At 60.8% G+C, this 17,722-nt stretch carries 15 protein-coding genes; 5 read left to right on the top strand and 10 right to left on the bottom strand.

Going from position 1 to position 17,722, the window contains the following annotated elements:
* Nucleotides 1-119: 119 nt before the first annotated feature.
* From IEY47_RS10320 to glyQ, 7 genes are all read right to left on the bottom strand, one after another.
* Nucleotides 120-527, bottom strand: a complete 408-nt coding sequence (locus IEY47_RS10320; RefSeq protein ID WP_188983143.1) for an SMI1/KNR4 family protein — start codon at nt 525-527, stop codon at nt 120-122.
* 126 nt (nt 528-653) lie between these two features.
* Complete coding sequence (locus IEY47_RS10315) at nt 654-1,526, bottom strand: Tim44 domain-containing protein (protein WP_188983142.1); 873 nt, start codon at nt 1,524-1,526, stop codon at nt 654-656.
* 299 nt (nt 1,527-1,825) lie between these two features.
* A complete protein-coding gene (gene uvrD / locus IEY47_RS10310) occupies nt 1,826-4,015 on the bottom strand; it encodes a DNA helicase II (protein ID WP_188983141.1) in 2,190 nt (729 codons plus the stop codon).
* Between the two features lie 322 nt (nt 4,016-4,337).
* Entirely contained in the window at nt 4,338-5,111 is a 774-nt protein-coding gene (locus IEY47_RS10305; protein ID WP_188983140.1) for a lysophospholipid acyltransferase family protein, read from the bottom strand.
* Nucleotides 5,108-5,650, bottom strand: coding sequence for a D-glycero-beta-D-manno-heptose 1,7-bisphosphate 7-phosphatase (gene gmhB, locus IEY47_RS10300; RefSeq protein ID WP_188983139.1), 543 nt, complete (start codon nt 5,648-5,650; stop codon nt 5,108-5,110). Before gmhB ends, IEY47_RS10305 begins: the two co-directional genes overlap by 4 nt.
* A 58-nt stretch (nt 5,651-5,708) precedes the next feature.
* Nucleotides 5,709-7,763 (bottom strand): glycine--tRNA ligase subunit beta, encoded by a 2,055-nt coding sequence (gene glyS, locus IEY47_RS10295; RefSeq protein ID WP_188983138.1) that lies wholly within the window; start codon nt 7,761-7,763, stop codon nt 5,709-5,711.
* Nucleotides 7,760-8,710, bottom strand: coding sequence for a glycine--tRNA ligase subunit alpha (gene glyQ / locus IEY47_RS10290; RefSeq protein ID WP_188983137.1), 951 nt, complete (start codon nt 8,708-8,710; stop codon nt 7,760-7,762). Before glyQ ends, glyS begins: the two co-directional genes overlap by 4 nt.
* 142 nt (nt 8,711-8,852) lie before the next feature.
* Here glyQ and IEY47_RS10285 point away from each other — a divergent pair, with 142 nt between their 5' ends.
* The 3 genes from IEY47_RS10285 to IEY47_RS10275 all read left to right on the top strand — a co-directional run bounded on the left by IEY47_RS10285 (nt 8,853) and on the right by IEY47_RS10275 (nt 11,333).
* Nucleotides 8,853-9,404, top strand: a complete 552-nt coding sequence (locus IEY47_RS10285; RefSeq protein WP_188983136.1) for a DNA-3-methyladenine glycosylase I — start codon at nt 8,853-8,855, stop codon at nt 9,402-9,404.
* Nucleotides 9,405-9,509: 105 nt separating this feature from the next.
* Nucleotides 9,510-10,397, top strand: a complete 888-nt coding sequence (locus IEY47_RS10280) for a lysophospholipid acyltransferase (protein ID WP_188983135.1) — start codon at nt 9,510-9,512, stop codon at nt 10,395-10,397.
* A 285-nt stretch (nt 10,398-10,682) separates the two neighbouring features.
* Nucleotides 10,683-11,333: a 7-cyano-7-deazaguanine/7-aminomethyl-7-deazaguanine transporter gene (locus IEY47_RS10275; RefSeq protein WP_188983134.1), complete on the top strand. Its 651-nt coding sequence runs from the start codon at nt 10,683-10,685 to the stop codon at nt 11,331-11,333.
* Between the two features lie 137 nt (nt 11,334-11,470).
* On the opposite strand, the gene IEY47_RS10270 is transcribed toward IEY47_RS10275, so the two are convergent.
* Together IEY47_RS10270 and IEY47_RS10265 are read right to left on the bottom strand one after the other, a co-directional pair.
* Nucleotides 11,471-12,373 carry a D-hexose-6-phosphate mutarotase gene (locus IEY47_RS10270; RefSeq protein ID WP_188983133.1) on the bottom strand — a complete coding sequence of 301 codons (903 nt, stop codon included), beginning with the start codon at nt 12,371-12,373 and terminating at the stop codon, nt 11,471-11,473.
* Nucleotides 12,374-12,494: 121 nt separating this feature from the next.
* The gene (locus IEY47_RS10265) at nt 12,495-12,902 is read right to left on the bottom strand and encodes an acyl-CoA thioesterase (protein WP_188983132.1); all 408 of its coding nucleotides are present in this window, start codon (nt 12,900-12,902) and stop codon (nt 12,495-12,497) included.
* Nucleotides 12,903-13,216: 314 nt separating this feature from the next.
* On the opposite strand from IEY47_RS10265, the gene IEY47_RS10260 reads away from it, so the two are divergent.
* Together IEY47_RS10260 and IEY47_RS10255 are read left to right on the top strand one after the other, a co-directional pair.
* A complete protein-coding gene (locus IEY47_RS10260) occupies nt 13,217-14,506 on the top strand; it encodes an MFS transporter (protein ID WP_188983131.1) in 1,290 nt (429 codons plus the stop codon).
* A 66-nt stretch (nt 14,507-14,572) separates the two neighbouring features.
* Nucleotides 14,573-15,859, top strand: a complete 1,287-nt coding sequence (locus tag IEY47_RS10255; protein WP_188983130.1) for an MFS transporter — start codon at nt 14,573-14,575, stop codon at nt 15,857-15,859.
* Between the two features lie 249 nt (nt 15,860-16,108).
* On the opposite strand, the gene stpA is transcribed toward IEY47_RS10255, so the two are convergent.
* A complete protein-coding gene (gene stpA / locus IEY47_RS10250; protein WP_229779362.1) occupies nt 16,109-17,386 on the bottom strand; it encodes a glucosylglycerol 3-phosphatase in 1,278 nt (425 codons plus the stop codon).
* Nucleotides 17,387-17,722: the final 336 nt, after the last annotated feature.

Genomic DNA, 17,722 nt, shown 5'->3' with positions numbered 1-17,722 from the left:
GTCAATCGCCGGGCAGCTGTGCGTCGGAACGCGCTGCCTGGCGCGCCCCGCGGCTGGGCTGAGCCCGCGCCCCGTCCCGCGATAACGTTCGCCTGTGCGCTACAAGAGCCTGCGAATGTTCAGCTTTCCAACCAGACGTCTCGCGCCCAGTGCCAGACGGAATCCCAGCTTTCGTCTGTCATTTCGCCGCTGTCGCCATCGAAGAGCGTCACCTGGTTTTCCAAATCGACGACGTAGTAATCGCGGCCGTCTTGGCAAATGGGCACGAGGTCGCGGGGAACGCCGGCATCCCACGCGTTGGCGGCTACTTCCGGCAGATAGGTGTGGGAGTGGGAGTCGGTGACGGTGACCGGCTCCAATTTTCCATGGATGACGTCGCTTACCGTCAGCAAAAATTCACGAAGTTCGAGCGGCATGTTGATCAGCAACTCTTCCTCGATCTCCACCAGCAAGTCTTCGTCAGGCAGTTCCAGCGGCACTGGAACTGGTTCGTTCAGTTCGCGTAACTGCTCGATGACATCTTCCACGTACAACGCCTCCCGTTAGGTTCGATACCTGTAAAAGCCTAGCGGAGAGTGGCCGGCTGTAACAGGCGGTCGGCGAAAAAGAAAACCCGGGCGGGGCCCGGGTTTCTTCTTGAACAATCGCTAGGATCAGCCGTTCTGGCGGATACCAGCCACCAGCCAAGGCTGGTTCTCGCCTTGGGCACGTTCCATGCGCCAGCTTTCGCTGAAGGCTTCTCCCTGGTCGAAGCGCGAGGTCTTCGAAACGCCGGAGAAAGTCAGTGTGGCGGTTGTTTTCTCGGCATCGTCGTCGACACCGTCCAATTGAACGGCGAGGTCATCGATGTAGGTGGATTGATAGCCATCGCCCAATTCGGCGCGCTCACGCTTGAGGAAGTCGAGCATCTTCGGCGTGACGAACTCGCTGATCTTGTCCATCTCGTTCGAATCCCAGTGCTGCTGCAGGGACAGGAAGTGCTCACGCGCAGCGCTCAGGAAGCGCTCTTCGTTGAACCAAGCTGGGGCGCTGATCGCAGGTGCGGCTGCCGCGCTCGGAGCCAAGGCGCCGCCGAAAATGTTGCGGTTGGCGGCCTGCGGCTGTTCGTTGTGCACCTCGCGCTGGAACGGCGCACCTGCTGGGGCAGGCTGCTGTTGCGCTTGCTGGCGACGGCGCGCTGCAAGGAAGCGGAAGATCAGGAACGCGATCAGGCCGAAAATCAGAATATCCATGAATTGGATGCCTTCGAAGGCACCCCCCATGAACATCGACGCCAATAGACCACCAGCGGCAAGACCCGCCAATGGGCCGAGCCAGCGCGAGGCACCGCCCGCGGCGGGCGTCTGGCGACCGGGTTGTTGCGCATTGGCAGCCTGGTTTTGATTGGCAGGCGGCGTGGCTTGACGCTGTTGATGGCTCGGGGCGTTACCGAACGACTTGCCGCCGCCGAAGCGCTTGGCATGTGCGTCCAGTGCCATGGTCATGCCGAGGCACATGGCCAAGGCGATGCTAAGAAAACGTTGCATCTGGATTTCCCGTAGGTTGATGACTCGCGCGTCATGGTGCATCTGACGTGGGTTGAACACCATAGACGATGTGTTTCGTGGTTTTGCTCTCGCCGCTCATCCAATCGCGGATCGATTCGAACATAGGGCGGTGAAACTGGTGGCTTTGGTGTACGAAATGCGCCTGGGGCATGCGGGTTGGCACCCGCGCTACGGATACGGCGCTTGAACTCCGTAGGGCGGGCGCCAACCCGCGGCTCTTGATGTTCAAAACGCGCCCTAAGCATGCGGTTCAACGTCCGCGCCCGCGCGACGAACCGCTATAGCGGTTCGAGCTTGGCGTACGCGGCCATCAGCCACTTGCTGCCTTCGTCGTCGAAATTCACTTGCACCCGTGCCTGCGCGGCCGAGCCCTCGAAGTTGAGAATGACCCCTTCACCGAACAGCGGATGGCGAACACGCTGGCCAAGGCTGTAACCCGTTTCCGGTACCTCTGCGTTGGCGAACATCGAGCCGGTGCTGCGTGTACCGGCGTAAGGACGGCTCACGCTGTTGGACAGACGCACCTCTTGCAACAGCGATGGCGGAATCTCGCGAACGAAACGCGACACCTTATTGTAGGTTTCGCTGCCATGCAGCCGCCGCGTTTCCGCATAGCTCACCACCAGCTTCTGCATCGCACGGGTGATGCCGACATAGGCCAGACGCCGCTCTTCCTCGAGGCGGCCTGCCTCTTCCAGGCTCATCTTGTGGGGGAAGAGGCCTTCTTCCATGCCCACCAGGAATACCAGCGGAAACTCCAGACCCTTTGCGCTGTGCAGGGTCATGAGTTGGACACAGTCCTCGTGCTCGCCTGCTTGACGCTCGCCCGCTTCGAGCGATGCGTGATCGAGAAACGCCGCCAGCGGGGTCTGCTCTTCATCGCCCTCTTCGCCCTCATAACTGTCGAACGCCCGCGCGGCGGAGACCAGTTCCTCAAGGTTTTCCACGCGGGCCTGAGCTTTCTCGCCCTTCTCTTCGCGGTGATAGGCGAGCAGACCCGATTGCTCTATGACCAGTTGCACGCGGCTGTGCAGCGGCATGTCTTCGGCCTTCAACGCCAACGTGTCGATCAGCTCGACGAACCCATTCAACGCACCTGCCGCACGGCCTGAGACGACCTTGGTACCCACGGCCTGGTGCAGCGCAGCCCACAGCGAGAGTTCCTGGCTACGGGCAAACTGACGCAGCGTTTCCACTGTTTTTTCGCCGATCCCGCGGGCCGGCACGTTGATCACGCGTTCGAGTGCCGCGTCATTACCGCGCTGATGGATCAAGCGCAGGTACGCCATGGCGTTCTTGATCTCGGCGCGCTCGAAGAAGCGTTGGCCGCCGTAAATCCGGTAGGGAATCTTCTCCCGCAACAACGCTTCCTCCAGTACGCGGGATTGGGCGTTGGAGCGATAGAGGATCGCCATTTCCTGGCGGGCCATGCCTTCCTTGATGCCGCGCTCGATGCCTTCCACCACGTAACGCGCTTCATCGTGCTCGTTGAAGCCGGCATAGAGCGAGATGGGTTCGCCATCGCCGCCATCGGTCCACAACTCCTTGCCGAGGCGGCCCTGGTTATTGGCGATGAGTGCATTGGCCGCTTTGAGGATGGAAGCGGTGGAACGGTAATTCTGTTCCAGGCGGATCGTCACGGCATCGGCGAAGTCGTCGCAGAACTGCTGGATGTTCTCAATCTTGGCGCCACGCCAGCCGTAGATGGACTGGTCATCGTCGCCCACCACCATCAGGCTGTCGCCGCCCTTAGCCAGCAACCGTAGCCAGGCGTACTGGACCGAGTTGGTGTCCTGGAACTCATCGACGAGGATATGGCGGAAGCGGCGCTGATAGTGCTCCAGCAAGCTGGGGTGGTCGCGCCATAGGTCCAGCGCGCGTAGTAGCAGCTCGGAGAAATCGATAACCCCCGCGCGGGCACAGGCCGCCTCGTAGGCTTCGTAGATCTGCCGCATCGTCGCAAGGAACAGATCCCCGCCTGCCTGAATGTGTTGCGGGCGCAGCCCCTCATCCTTTTGGCCGTTGATGAACCACTGCGCCTGCCGTGCAGGCCAGCGTTGTTCGTCTAAGCCAAGTTCGCGAATGACGCGCTTGACCAAACGCTGTTGGTCATCGGAGTCGAGAATCTGGAAGTTCTGGTCCAGCTTCGCTTCTTGCCAATGTGCGCGTAGCAATCGGTGAGCAAGGCCGTGGAAGGTTCCGACCCACATGCCGGCAGGGCTCACACCCAGCAGCTGCTCGATGCGATGCCGCATCTCGGCGGCGGCCTTGTTGGTGAAGGTCACCGACAGGATCGAATGCAGCGAGGCGCCTTCGGTCAGCCTTAGCCAGGCAATGCGATGGACAAGCACGCGCGTTTTGCCAGAGCCGGCACCCGCCAGCACGAGTTGACGCCCCAGCGGGGCCGTGACGGCCTGGCACTGGGCATCGTTCAGGGAAGCGATGAGAAGTTCGGGGTCTTTTAGCATCGCGGCATTCTAGCAGCCGGACAGCGGGAAAGGGTGGATGGATGACCAGCGCGACGGATCCCCGTACCGTCCTGGGTCGGGATATGGATAAGTCCTGCACGAATTTGTAGACCGGGTGCGAACCCGGGTTTAGCCGCTCTCGAGGCGGCCAAAAAAGCTAAAAGCTACGCGGGTTGCACCCGCCCTACGGAGCACAGATGCAAGCAAGTCCTGCAACACGCCTGTGTAGACCGGGTGCCAACCCGGTGTAGCCTTTCTCGAGCCAAACAAAAAGCCAAAAGCTACACGGGTTGTATGCACCCTATGGCGGCAGAGCGTACCGCTATTGCAATACGTCCTGTACGGTCACCGGGGCTGCATCGGGTGGCAGGTCGCCGATATCGCGCTGCGCCTGGCTGACCCAGGCGAAGGCACGATCGTTGAGTTCGGCAATGGCGCGCGGGCCGGTGCCTTCGGCGTACATTGGTTTGCCGATCACCACTTGGATCGTACCGCTACGCTTGCCCCAACCATCGCGCGGCCAGAACTGGCCTGCGTTGTGCGCAATGGGCAGCACAGGTAGCCCCGCATTGACGGCTAGCGCGGTACCACCGCGAGAGAACTTACCGATCTGGCCGACGGGTACCCGCGTGCCTTCGGGGAAGATCAGCACCCAAGCCCCTTGCTTCAAGCGCTCATCCCCCTGTTTGGCCAGTTGCTTGAGAGCCAGCTTGGGGTTGTCACGATCGATCGCGATGGGCTTGAGCAGGGCCATCGCCCAACCAAAGAAGGGCACGAACAGCAGTTCGCGCTTGAGGACCTGACTCAGCGGTTCGAAATACCCCGACAGGAAGAACGTTTCCCACGTGCTTTGATGTTTGGAAAGCACGACGCAAGGCGTATCGGGGATGTTCTCGACCCCCGTGACCTCATAGCGAATCCCTACCGTGACGGTCGCCAGCCACGTCGCGAAGCGGCACCACGCCTGAATGACGAAACGGTAACGCGTGCGGAATGGCAGGAAAGGCGCGATCAGCAGGCTCAACGTCCCCCAGACGAACGCGCTTAGGCTCAGCACGAGGTAGAAGATAGCGATGCGAAGGGGGTTGCAGCTCATGGTGTTTCCTGAAGCAGGTGATCGGCCACGGCGGCGAGATCATCGAACACGCGCGTACCTTCGGGTAGTGGTTTTTCCAAGGTGCGCAGGCCTTTGCCGGTCTTGACCAGGAATGGCACACCGCCGAGCTGCATCCCGGCTTGCAGGTCGCGCAAGCTGTCGCCTACCACCGGTACACCGTCGAGATCCGCGAGGCGGAAATGCTTGGCAATGGTACGGAACAGCCCTGCCTTGGGTTTACGGCAATCACAATGACTATCCGGACCATGGGGACAATGCACGATCAGGTCGATGCGCCCATCCTGCTCCATGACCAGTTGCTGCATTTTGAAATGCATATCACTGAGTGTATTGGCGTCGAACAGCCCGCGGGCGAGTCCAGACTGATTAGTGGCGACGGCGATTGTCCAGCCCGCCTGGCTTAGGCGCGCAATGGCCTCCAGCGAGCCTGGGATCGGAATCCATTCGTCCACGGATTTGACGAACGCGTCGGAGTCTTCGTTGATGACACCGTCGCGGTCCAGCACAAGTAGTTTCATAGCACGCTCGAAACGGGGGTTCGAAGGCTACGCCATCCGACGCAGCCTCCAGGTCCCGTCAACCCAGTGACGAAATGTCAGCCACGCCCAGGAACAGGCCGCGTAGCTGCGCCAGCATGGCATAGCGATTCGCTCGCACCGAAGGCTCCTCGACGTTGACCATCACCGCCTCGAAGAACTCATCGACCGGTTTACGCAATGCGGCGAGCCGCGCCAGCGCTGCTTCATAGTCGCGTGCCTCGGCCAGGGGGCGAACATCTTTCTCAGCCTGTTGCAGCGCGGCATAAAGCGCGAACTCGCTTGGGCTGTCGAAGTAATGTGCTTGTACGCTTTCGGGAAGCTTGCCTTCGAATTTGCTCAGCAGGTTCCAGACCCGCTTGTTGGCGGCGGCCAGCGCTTCGGCTTCAGGCAGGCGGCGGAAGGCCTGTACGGCTTGGACGCGCTGTTCGAAGTCCAGGGGCGACGTGGGTTGCAGAGCACGAACCGCGAGGTAGACGGCGACTTCTGTGCCCTCGTCTTCGTAGCGGGCACGCAGGCGGTCAAACATGAACTCCTGCACTTGATCGACCAGACCCTCGGCCTTTACTTTGCTGCCGTATTGACGCACGGCGAAGGTCAGCGTCTTGCGCAGGTCCAGATCCAGATCTTTCTCGATCAGGATTCGCAGCACACCCAGTGCGGCGCGGCGAAGGGCGTAGGGATCCTTACTGCCGGTGGGCAGCATGCCGATACCGAAGATACCGACCAGCGTATCGATCTTGTCGGCAACGGCCACCGCAGCGCCCGTCAGCGTAGTCGGTAGTTCGGCGCCTGCGCCACGCGGCATGTATTGCTCGTTGAGCGCCAGTGCGACGTCTTCCGGCTCTTCATCGTTCGTTGCGTAGTAGTAACCGGCGATACCTTGCATTTCAGGGAATTCGCCGACCATTTCCGTTGCAAGGTCGCACTTGGAAAGAAGGCCGGCGCGTTCAGCGCGTGCCTTGTCGCCGTCGATGCGCTCGGCAATGAAGCCAGCGAGAGCGGACACCCGCTGTGCTTTCTCGAAGACCGTGCCCAGCTGTGCCTGGAAAACCACGTTAGCCAGGCGCTCGTTGAAGGCCTGCAGCGGCTGCTTCTTGTCCTGATTGAAGAAGAATTCGGCGTCCGTCAAACGGGGACGTACGACCTTCTCGTTACCGGAGACGATCTGCGAGGGGTCTTTACTATCGATGTTCGCAACGGTGATGAAACGGGGCAGCAGCTTGCCTTCGCCATCCAGCAGGCAGAAGTACTTCTGGTTGTCCTGCATGGTGGAGATCAGCGCTTCTTGCGGTACGTCGAGGAATCGCTCCTCGAACGAGCAGACCAGCGGGACCGGCCATTCGACAAGTGCGGACACTTCGTCGAGCAGGGCCGGGGGAACGACGGCGGTGCCGTTCTGCTGCTTGGCCAGTTCGTCGACGCGGCGGGAAATCAACTGACGACGCTCGGCGAAGTCGGCGATGACATGCGCGGCGCGCAGCTCTTCGGCGTAACGCGCGGGGGCGGAAATACGCACGGTTTCCGGATGGTGGAAGCGGTGCCCGCGGGATTCACGACCGGCCTTCTTGGTGAGGATTTCGCAGTCGATGACGTCGTCACCGAAAAGCATCACCAGCCATTGCGTTGGGCGAACGAATTCTTCGCGGCGCGCGGCCCAGCGCATACGCTTGGGAATTGGCAGGGCTTCGAGGGAGGCTTCGACGATACCTGGGAGCAGGTCACGCGCCGGCTGGCCAGGGATTTCGCGGGAGTAGCGCAGCTTGGGCCCACTGCGATCGACTTCGGCCAGATCGACACCGCATTTGCGGGCGAAGCCGATGGCGGCCTGGGTCGGGGTGCCCTCGTCATCGAAGGCAGCCTGGATCGGTGGGCCATCGAGGTTGACGCTACGGTCCGGCTGTTGCGTGGCAAGCCCTTCCACAAGCACGGCAAGCCGGCGCGGCGCGGCGTAGACGCGGGTATTGGTGCAGCCCAGGCTTGCCGCGGCCAGACCCTTTTCGATGCCATGCAAGAAGGCATCGCCCAGCGCTTTCAGCGCCTTGGGGGGCAATTCTTCGGTGCCGAGTTCGACGAGAAAATCCTGAGCACTCATTCCGAAGCCTCCTCGAGCTTGGCCAATACTTCATCGCGTAGTTCAGGGGTGGCCATGGGGAAGCCTAAGCGGGCACGGGCTTGCAGGTAGCTCTGCGCAACCGCACGCGCAAGTGTCCTTACGCGCAGGATGTAGCGCTGGCGCTCGGTGACCGAGATGGCGCGGCGCGCATCCAGTAGGTTGAAGGTGTGCGACGCCTTGAGGACCATTTCATAGGTCGGCAGTGGCAGCTGCTCATCGATCAGGCGGTTGGCTTCGGACTCGTAGAAATCGAAGAGCTCGAAGAGCTTCTCGACGTTGGCGTGTTCGAAGTTGTACGTCGACTGTTCAACCTCGTTCTGGTGGAACACGTCACCGTAGGTCACGACACCAAATGGGCCGTCGGTCCAGACCAGGTCGTAGACCGAGTCCACGCCCTGCAGGTACATGGCCAAACGCTCGAGGCCGTAAGTGATTTCACCGGTGACTGGATAGCACTCAAGACCACCGACTTGCTGGAAGTAGGTGAACTGCGTCACTTCCATGCCGTTGAGCCAGATTTCCCAGCCCAGACCCCAGGCGCCAAGAGTCGGGGACTCCCAGTTGTCCTCGACGAAGCGAACGTCATGGACCAGCGGATCGAGGCCAATCGCGCGGAGCGAGCCCAAGTACAGCTCTTGGAAGTTCTCCGGGTTCGGCTTCAGGACGACTTGGAACTGATAGTAGTGCTGCAGGCGGTTTGGGTTTTCACCGTAGCGGCCGTCAGTGGGGCGGCGGGAAGGCTGCACGTAAGCGGCGTTCCAGGTTTCGGGGCCGATGGCACGCAGGAATGTGGCGGTGTGGAAGGTGCCGGCACCGACCTCCATGTCATAAGGCTGCAACACTACGCAGCCCTGTTCCGCCCAGTACTGCTGCAGGGCCAGGATCAGGTCTTGGAAGGTGCGCACGGCGGGCTTGGTCTGACTCACTGGATATCACCCGTTCAGGCTGCGACGAAAAGCCGGGGAGTATATCTGAAAGCAGGTGGGCCCCGCATTCGGCGCCGGTGTACTGGGATTGATGACTGTTTTTATATACAGTAACGCGCATGTAACTCTGGACGGAATGCTCATGCCACGCTGCTTCTGGTGTAACGATGACCCGCTCTACCAGGCCTATCACGACGAAGAATGGGGCGTGCCAAGTCACGATGCAGGCCATTTGTTCGAGATGCTCGTGCTCGAAGGCGCTCAAGCGGGACTGTCATGGATCACCGTGCTGAGAAAGCGTGAGCGCTATCGGGAGGTGCTGTTCGGCTTCGATCCGCAACGATTGGCCCGGATGACCGACGAGGAGATTGAAGCGCGCATGAGCGATCCGGGCATCATCCGCAATCGCCTGAAGCTCAAGGCCGCGCGGCAGAACGCCGCGGCGTGGCTGAAGTTGGAGGATCCGGTGGGCTTCCTTTGGTCATTTGTCGGGGGCGAGCCCAAGGTCAATCATTTCTCGGGCCCCGGGGAGGTGCCTGCGATAACGCCGGAAGCCGAAGCGATGAGCAAGGCACTGAAAAAAGCCGGCTTCACTTTCGTAGGGCCGACGATCTGCTACGCGTTCATGCAGGCCACGGGGATGGTGATGGACCATACGTTGGATTGTGATCGGCACGCAGTATTGGCGAAATAGTCCGAGTTGTTACGGTTTTGACTTATTTACCGCTCCGTGGCGGTCGCTAGGCACGGGGCGGCTCCGTTAGAATGCCGGGCTTTGATCGAGTGGAGTTCGGCTTTCGTGGAGAGACTCAAGGGCGCAATAGCAGTGGCTTTTCTGCGCCTGCTGGCCCTGTTGCCGTGGCGTGTGGCCAGCGGTCTGGGTGCGTTCTTTGGTTGGGTCATGTACCGGCTGCCTGGTCGTTCTCGCGATGTCGCCCGGAAAAACCTCCAACATTGCTTTCCCGAACTGGATGCGAAAGCGCTCGATGCGTTGCTCAAACGCAGCCTGTCTGACATTGGTCGGACGCTGACGGAGAGCGCCTACGCGTGGATTCGGCCTCCGCACGAATCGATCCGCCTGGTACGCGAAGTGGAAGGGCTAGAGGTGCTGCAGCAGGCGTTGGCCTCGGGCAAGGGCGTCGTTGGCATTACCAGCCATCTTGGCAACTGGGAGGCGCTGAATCACTTCTACTGCGACCAGTGCAAACCGATCATTTTTTACCGTCCGCCCAAACTAAAGGCCGTTGACGATCTGTTGCAGCAGCAGCGTGTGCAGATGGGCAACCGCGTCGCGCCCTCCACCAAGGAAGGCATTCTCTGCGTCATCAAGGAGGTCCGCCGAGGCGGTGCTGTTGGCATCCCGGCAGATCCCGAGCCCAGTTTATCCTCAGGTGTCTTCGTACCGTTTTGCGGAACGCGAGCCCTGACGAGTAAGTTCGTGCCCGGCATGCTCAAGGGCGGCAAAGCGGTGGGCGTATTCCTGCACGCGGTCCGTCTGCCGGATCGCAGCGGCTATAAGGTCATCATCGAAGCCGCGCCCGAGGCGATGTATAGCGAGGACACCGACATCGGCGTTGCTGCGATGAGTGCGATGATCGAGAAGTACGTACGCGCTTATCCAAGCCAGTACATGTGGACGATGAAGCGCTTCAAGAAGCGTCCCGAGGGTGAAGCTCGCTGGTACTAGCCTCGCTGGGGCAGCTGATCCGCGGCTGCTCGTGAAATTCATCGATAGATAGGCCGAGGGTGTTCCGCCGAGCCAAAGCGGGCGACTGAAGCGGATCACCGCCCGGTCGCCCCTACAGGCAAAGGAATACTGTAGGGGCGACTTCAGTCGCCAATCCCGTCTCTTGACGCGACCGATAACCTGTCCGATAGGCCAACGACCCGCTAGAATGCGCGCCGCTCGCAGTTGCTTCGATTGCGGCAATGGGTTCCCTCACCCCATCAGGCTCATCAAAAAGGACACTCCATGTCGCTGATTCCCGCATCGGTCAGCAGACCGGCTTTGGCCGTACTGATCGCATTTCACGTTTTTGTCATCATCGCCAGCAATTACCTGGTGCAACTGCCGATCACGGTGTTCGGCTGGCACACCACCTGGGGTGCATTCAGCTTCCCGTTCATTTTTCTCGCGACCGATCTCACGGTTCGCCTGATGGGCAAGGATTCCGCACGCAAGGTGATCGCCCGGGTCATGCTGCCGGCGCTGGTAGCGTCGTATGGCGTTTCGGTATTGTTCCATGAAGGCGCCTTCGGCGGACTAGCCGCATTGGGCGAGTTCAACCTGTTCGTGTTCCGCATCGCACTGGCAAGTTTCTTGGCCTACGTACTGGGACAAATGCTCGACATTCAGGTGTTCGATCGGCTGCGCAAACTGCCGCAATGGTGGATCGCGCCCACCGCTTCAAGCGTTTTCGGGCAGGCGATGGATACGCTGGCGTTCTTTTCCATTGCGTTTTGGCAGAGCAGTGATCCGTTCATGGCCGCGAATTGGGTCGAGATCGCCATCGTGGATTATGTGATCAAACTGACCGTGAGCCTGGTGCTGTTCGTCCCGCTCTACGGCATGCTGCTTGGGGCGCTGATGCGGCTGCTGCCGAAGCAGCCTGCGACCGTGTAGAAGCGGCTTCGGTGGGAGCAGGGTGAAGCGCCAGATGTTCTCCCTGCTGTGCGTTGCGGCGGGTCCGATTGTGTCGGGTTTCGACTAAAAAGCTTCGCGACCAAGGCCGCTCCTACATCCGCGCTTCCGGTTCAGTCTCAATCCAGCGTAGTGCTTCGCAACGTGACCCCTACCGTATGGGCCTTGCCCGGCGCGAGCACGATGCGATCTTCCAGCACGTTCGCCGTTTCAATGCAGAGCATTTCTTGCCAGCCGTCGTCGGGGAACTGCGGGGTACGCGCGGCTTTGTCGATCCAGGGGTTCCACACGACCGCCGACGTTGATCCTCTGGTCTCGAGCGTGATGCGGCGCTCGAGCACCGGATCGGCGATTGCTAAAAGATCAGGAACGCCGAGATACACTCGGTCGGTCTCTGCGGTGAAATGCACCGCGCCTGCTTGGGGCAACTTCTGTTCCCAGCTTTCCAGCGTATTCAAGTAACCGGTGCCGTCCAGACCTTCGATATGGGCCTGGTGAATATCGCCAATCCGGAAGTAGGTATGCAGCGCCTGGCTTAGGGGCAGGGCAGTGTCACCCTTATTCGTCGTCGTAAGGTCCAGATGCAGAGCGTCGTCCAGGCGAACCCGCAGCTGCAGGTTCACAAGATGCGGCCAATTGGGGAGGTCGCTCGGGGCTTCGAAGGTCAGTTCGATGGCTGATTCGGTCTCGTCGATTGCGTCGAGCTGCCATTCCACACCCCGCACCAAGCCATGCTGAGGTGGTTCCGCACCTGTATACGTCGCCTGTACATCGGCTGGATTGCGTGCGAGGGCGCCAAACCAAGGCCAGCAAATTGGAGCCCCACCTCGAATAGGACGGCCTTTGACGCCATCTTCCTCGGGGCTGAGCCAGATCAGCGGAGCCGCACTGACACCGCGTCGATAGCTCATCACGTGGGCGCCTTGGCGGGCTACGACGAGTTCAGCGTCGCCCAACGTCACGCGCAGACAAGGAAGTTGGCCGTGGTCGACGTGTTCGATGAGAGGGGCTGTGCGGGTCATATGCGGTCCTGGCTTGGGGCTCGTTCGTCTTCAGGATCGCGCCGTGTGCATCTTGGGATTCGAATCAGGCCCGAGTGCCGGCGCGACGTTGCTGTCTCGGAGTTCGCCGAAAGGCGCGAGTTCAACGTTCGCGGCGCGGCGGAACGGGGCGCGTGCGACCGCTGCCGTCGATGGCGACAAAAACGAACGTCGCCTCGGTGACTTTGCGCCATTCGCTGGAAAGGGGATCATCGCTCCACGCTTCCACCAGCATCTTGATCGAGCTACGACCCACCTGCAGGGTCTGGGTGTAGAAAGACAGTTGCGCGCCCACAGCGACCGGCACGAGAAAGGCCATGCGGTCAATCGAAACCGTGGCCACACGCCCGCCGGCGACCTTGCTGGCCATCGCGGTGCCGGCGATATCCATCTGTGCGACGACCCAGCCGCCATAGATGTCGCCGAAGCCGTTGGTCTCGCGTGGTAGCGCGGTGATCTGAAGCGCCAGATCGCCTTGGGGGGTCAGGTTTTCGTCTTCGATTTCGATCATGCGGAACGTCTACCTTTTTATAGAAGGTTTGAGTGCGTCGGCGTCTAAGTGGGTGTTTTGAGTATATAGACCGTTATCAGCCGCTTCGACATAGGTTTCGAATTTTTACTCGACGTTGTGCACGGGCCCGAGGGCACACTGCACGCGCGCGAATTGGAACCGACGCAACGCTCATCGCGACAGAGGTTTCACTGGGCCGACTGCGTGTATCTCGATATGTCAAGCACGCGTCATATTTGCTATGGTGGCAGCCCTCCATAAGTCCGCCAGCGAAGCGGGCTGTGGCCTCTGCCCGCACCTCATGAGAACAATCCATGGAATCCGTTAACGCCGGAACGCCGTCTGCGTCTCGTCCTCTGTCACGCAGCGACTACAAGACCCTGTCCCTTTCCGCCCTTGGCGGAGCTCTCGAATTCTACGACTTCATCATTTTCGTCTTCTTCGCCGCCGTGGTGGGAAAGCTGTTTTTCCCACCCGACATGCCGGAGTGGCTGCGTCTGTTCCAGACATTCGGCATCTTCGCTGCGGGTTATCTCGCGCGCCCGCTGGGCGGCATCATCATGGCGCACTTCGGCGACCTGCTTGGCCGCAAGAAGATGTTCACCCTGAGCATTTTCATGATGTCCGTTCCCACGCTCATCATGGGTTTGCTGCCAACCTACGAGCAGATCGGCATTCTTGCGCCACTGCTTCTGCTGTTGATGCGTATCGCGCAGGGCGCGGCGATCGGCGGTGAAGTGCCTGGCGCATGGGTCTTCGTGGCCGAGCACGCGCCGCCGCGCCATGTCGGCTATGCCGTCGGCGTGATGACCGCTGGTATCGTGGCCGGCATCCTGCTCGGCTCGTTGATGGCGACGCTGATCAATGCGCTCTACACGCCGGAAGAAGTGGCCGATTGGGCCTGGCGTCTACCGTTCCTGGTGGGCGGTGTGTTCGGTCTGTTCGCGGTCTACCTGCGTCGTTATCTACATGAGACGCCGGTCTTCGCCGAACTGCAAAAGCGCAAGGAACTGTCTGCCGAATTGCCTTTGAAGACGGTCGTACGCGGCCATAAAGGTGGCGTGGCGTTGTCGGCGCTGGTGACGTGGTTCCTGACGGCAGCGATCGTCGTCGTGATCCTGCTGACGCCAACCTTCTTGCAAACGCTCTACAAGATGAGCGCTGTGACGACCTTGCAGGCGAACAGCCTGGCGATCATCTGCGCATGCATCGGCTGCGTGGTGTCGGGTTTCCTCTGCGACCGCATCGATGGCGGCAAGACGCTGATGATTGGTGCGCTGGGCCTGGGTGTGTCGGTGTGGTTCTTCTATACCAGCATGGCCCTGCAGCCCGAATTGCTGTTCCCGCTTTATGCGTTGTGCGGCTTCTTCGTGGGCTTCATCGGCACCGTACCGTACATCATGGTCAAGGCATTCCCGCCGTTCGTGCGCTTTAGCGGGCTGTCGTTCTCCTACAACATGGCCTATGCCGTGTTCGGCGGGGTGACACCGATGTTCGTCTCGTTGCTGGTCAAGTGGTCGCCACTTGGCCCGATGTATTACGTCGTTTCGGTGTGCGGCCTCGGCGTGTTGATCGGCCTATACATGGCCAGCAAGGGCCGCTGAGTCCTTCCCACGGACCGCGCCTTCTGGCGCGGTCTGCTCGCTTCAAGAACGACAGAAGTACCAAAAATGTCCACCGCTTCCGCTTCAACGCCCGTACCTCGCCCCTTGTCGCGCCGCGACTACCGGACGCTCTCGTTGTCTGCTCTTGGCGGGGCGCTGGAGTTCTACGACTTCATCATTTTCGTGTTTTTCGCAGCGGTGGTGGGCCAGCTGTTCTTCCCGCCGGACATGCCTGAATGGCTGCGCCAGTTCCAGACCTTCGGCATTTTCGCGGCGGGTTATCTGGCGCGCCCGCTGGGCGGCATGGTGCTGGCGCATTTCGGCGACCTGCTTGGCCGTAAGCGGATGTTCACCCTGAGCATCGTCCTGATGACGGTGCCGACGTTGATCATGGGCTTGCTGCCGACCTACGCGCAGATCGGCATTTGGGCGCCGCTGCTGCTGTTGGCGATGCGCATCGTTCAGGGTGCAGCCATCGGCGGGGAAGTCCCTGGCGCCTGGGTGTTCGTCTCCGAGCACGTGCCGGCGCGTAGCGTGGGTTTCGCCTGCGGCACGCTGACGTGCGGCCTATCGGTCGGCATCTTGCTGGGTTCGGTGATGGCGAACGTGATCAACACCGTATTCACCGCCGAAGAGGTGCTGGCCTGGGCGTGGCGCGTGCCGTTCCTGCTGGGCGGCGTGTTTGGCCTTGTGGCGGTGTACTTACGCCGCTGGTTGCACGAGACACCCGTGTTCGTCGAAATGCAGGCACACAAACGACTGGCCGAAGAGCTACCCCTCAAGACGGTCGTGCGCGAGCATCGCTCAGGTGTGATCGTTTCGATCCTGCTGACGTGGCTACTGTCTGCGGGCATCGTCGTGGTCATCCTGATGACGCCGACGTTCCTGCAAAAACTGTACGGTTTCGATGCGGTGACGTCGTTGCGGGCTAATAGCCTGGCAATCATCTGTCTCGCGTTGGGCTGTATAGCGGCAGGCTGGCTGTGCGACCGCATTGGCGCGGGGCGCGTGTTGACGGGAGGCTGCGTGCTGCTCGCGGTCACATCGTGGGTGTTTTATACGTCGCTCGCAACGCATCCTGAGGCGTTGCTTCCGTTGTACGCGCTGGTTGGGCTGGCCGTGGGGGTGACGGGTGCAGTGCCGTTCGTGATGGTCAATGCTTTTCCGCCAGTGGTGCGCTTTAGCGGGCTGTCGTTCTCCTACAACCTGTCCTACGCGATTTTCGGCGGGATGACGCCCATGGCGGTTTCGCTCATGGTGAAGTGGAGCCCGCTTGGGCCTGCGTATTACCTGCTGGGGTTGTGTGCGATCGGTGCGTTGGTGGGGCTCGTGCTCATTCGGCGGGGACGCTGAGAAGCGATCGCCAGCACGCTGGCTCCTAAACGCAGTTGGCGATCTCTAAAATCGCAGGCAATAAAAAACCCGCCGAGGCGGGTTTTTTTCTGATCCTGCTCAACGTCCTGTCGAGCTGCCATCCTGGCGAGGATCCTTCGTCCTTGAGCTGTCTGAGCACATCCTGTGCTGCAGTTGACGAAGAGAAGGTTACCGATTGGCAGTCGTGGGCCCAAGGGACGTTTCGACCGGCGTCGTGTAAGCCTTTCGCTATACCTGTGTACGCCGTGCGGCGAGCGCGGCGAAAAAGTCGACGTACTGCCGGTGACCACCGGTGAATACCGCATCCAGTCGCAGCGGGTCTTCCGAATCGCTGATCCCAGTCAAAGCAGCCCAGGGTTCAACTGCCTCGCCTGCGTGATAGCTGCTCAGGTGCGCCGCGTCGATCCCAGGGCGCCTGACTTCGCCGCCGCTGCTGTCGATGTACAGAATGACGTTTTCCGTATCGAACGCTACGCCCAGTTGCTGGACCAGCGTCAGAAAACCACGATCGCTGCCGCCACGAAGCTGGCACAGTTCGCCGTCGACATTGGTTGCATGGGACGTGACCGTATCGCCGACACCGACTATGCGGGGCATGTGTGCAGGGTCCAGCCGCTCCCGTGCAAGTGCGAGCAAAGCGTCCAGCTCGTGAGGGGCCTGACGGGCATTAAAGTGCTCACCGAAGGGATAGCGACCTGTGCGCTGAAAGTAATAGTGGTTGAGGATGACGAGAACACCGACTTCCTTGATCGCGCCTTTGAGCATGAACTGGAAGTCCGTGGTGCCGGCGTCGTTGTCGCCCGCGGGTCGAAGGCGTTCATTGCCATGTTCGTCGCGCCCGAGATTCGGTGCGTAATGCACGAAGAAGGCGTCGCCCAATCCTCGCGCCGACGCTTCGCCGAGCAGTCCGGCCATGTAGGTTTCGAGATTGCGTTGCAGGGCGCGGTAACGCTCAGGGCTATCGGCGAGGCGCTGATAGCAGGCGTTGATGTTCAGAGTAGGGGACACAAGGTTGTCGAGCACACAGGCCTCGACGAGGGTGTCGATTTCACCTTCATCGCACGTCGCCCCGCAGGCGCGCAGTGCGGCGCGTAGGTGTTCCGCGAATCGCACTGGCAGCACTTCGAGAAAGGCCAATTCCGCATCACTGACGCCGGGATGGGACACATGGCCGTGGCTGTCCTGTAGCTGTACGCCGCCTGCGGCCAAGCCGGGCAGATAGAAGCCTTGGTCCCGCGGATGCTCTGGCGCGCTGAAAGCACGCTCGATAATACCGTTCACGCCACGGCTGCCGATGTGTTCGCCGTTAGTGAGCACATAGAAATGCCCCGCCAGTCGGTTGGCGGCATCGATATAGCGGCGGTCCAGCGTCCGGGTCAGAGGATCGCGCACCAGGTCCATGCAGACCCCATCGAGGTCCTGGATGATGAGCAGGTTCTCGGTCGCGGCGAGGGCGTCGAGGAGTTCGGTGTGATCGAGGCTGAACGGGCGGATAGGCGTTTTCATGCGCGGCATTGTAGCGGGGTGGTCCCGTAGGTGACGAATGTTGAGTGTGGGCATGCAGCCCGTCTGGGAGCGCTACTCCAGCAGTTAAGGCATAGAGCTGCCACGCAGCCAGCCCGCGCCTATAAGGGGCACCGCTCGGCAGACCAAACTGACCATTCTCGGCTCGTTGCTATAACAACAAGATGACGGGTGAGGGCTACGGGGCCGGGTGGGCCGTTTGTTTTTTATAAGATTCCCAGGGCCTAGTGGCCTTTCATCCAACTGTCACATTTCATTCATAGAGTAGTCACACGGCCTACCGATACTGGCCTCCGCTGACCAACCTTGCTAGGAGCT

Source organism: Pseudomonas matsuisoli, assembly GCF_014647635.1.
Classification (GTDB): domain Bacteria; phylum Pseudomonadota; class Gammaproteobacteria; order Pseudomonadales; family Pseudomonadaceae; genus Pseudomonas_P; species Pseudomonas_P matsuisoli.
This window is presented reverse-complemented; position numbering and strand designations above follow the sequence as displayed.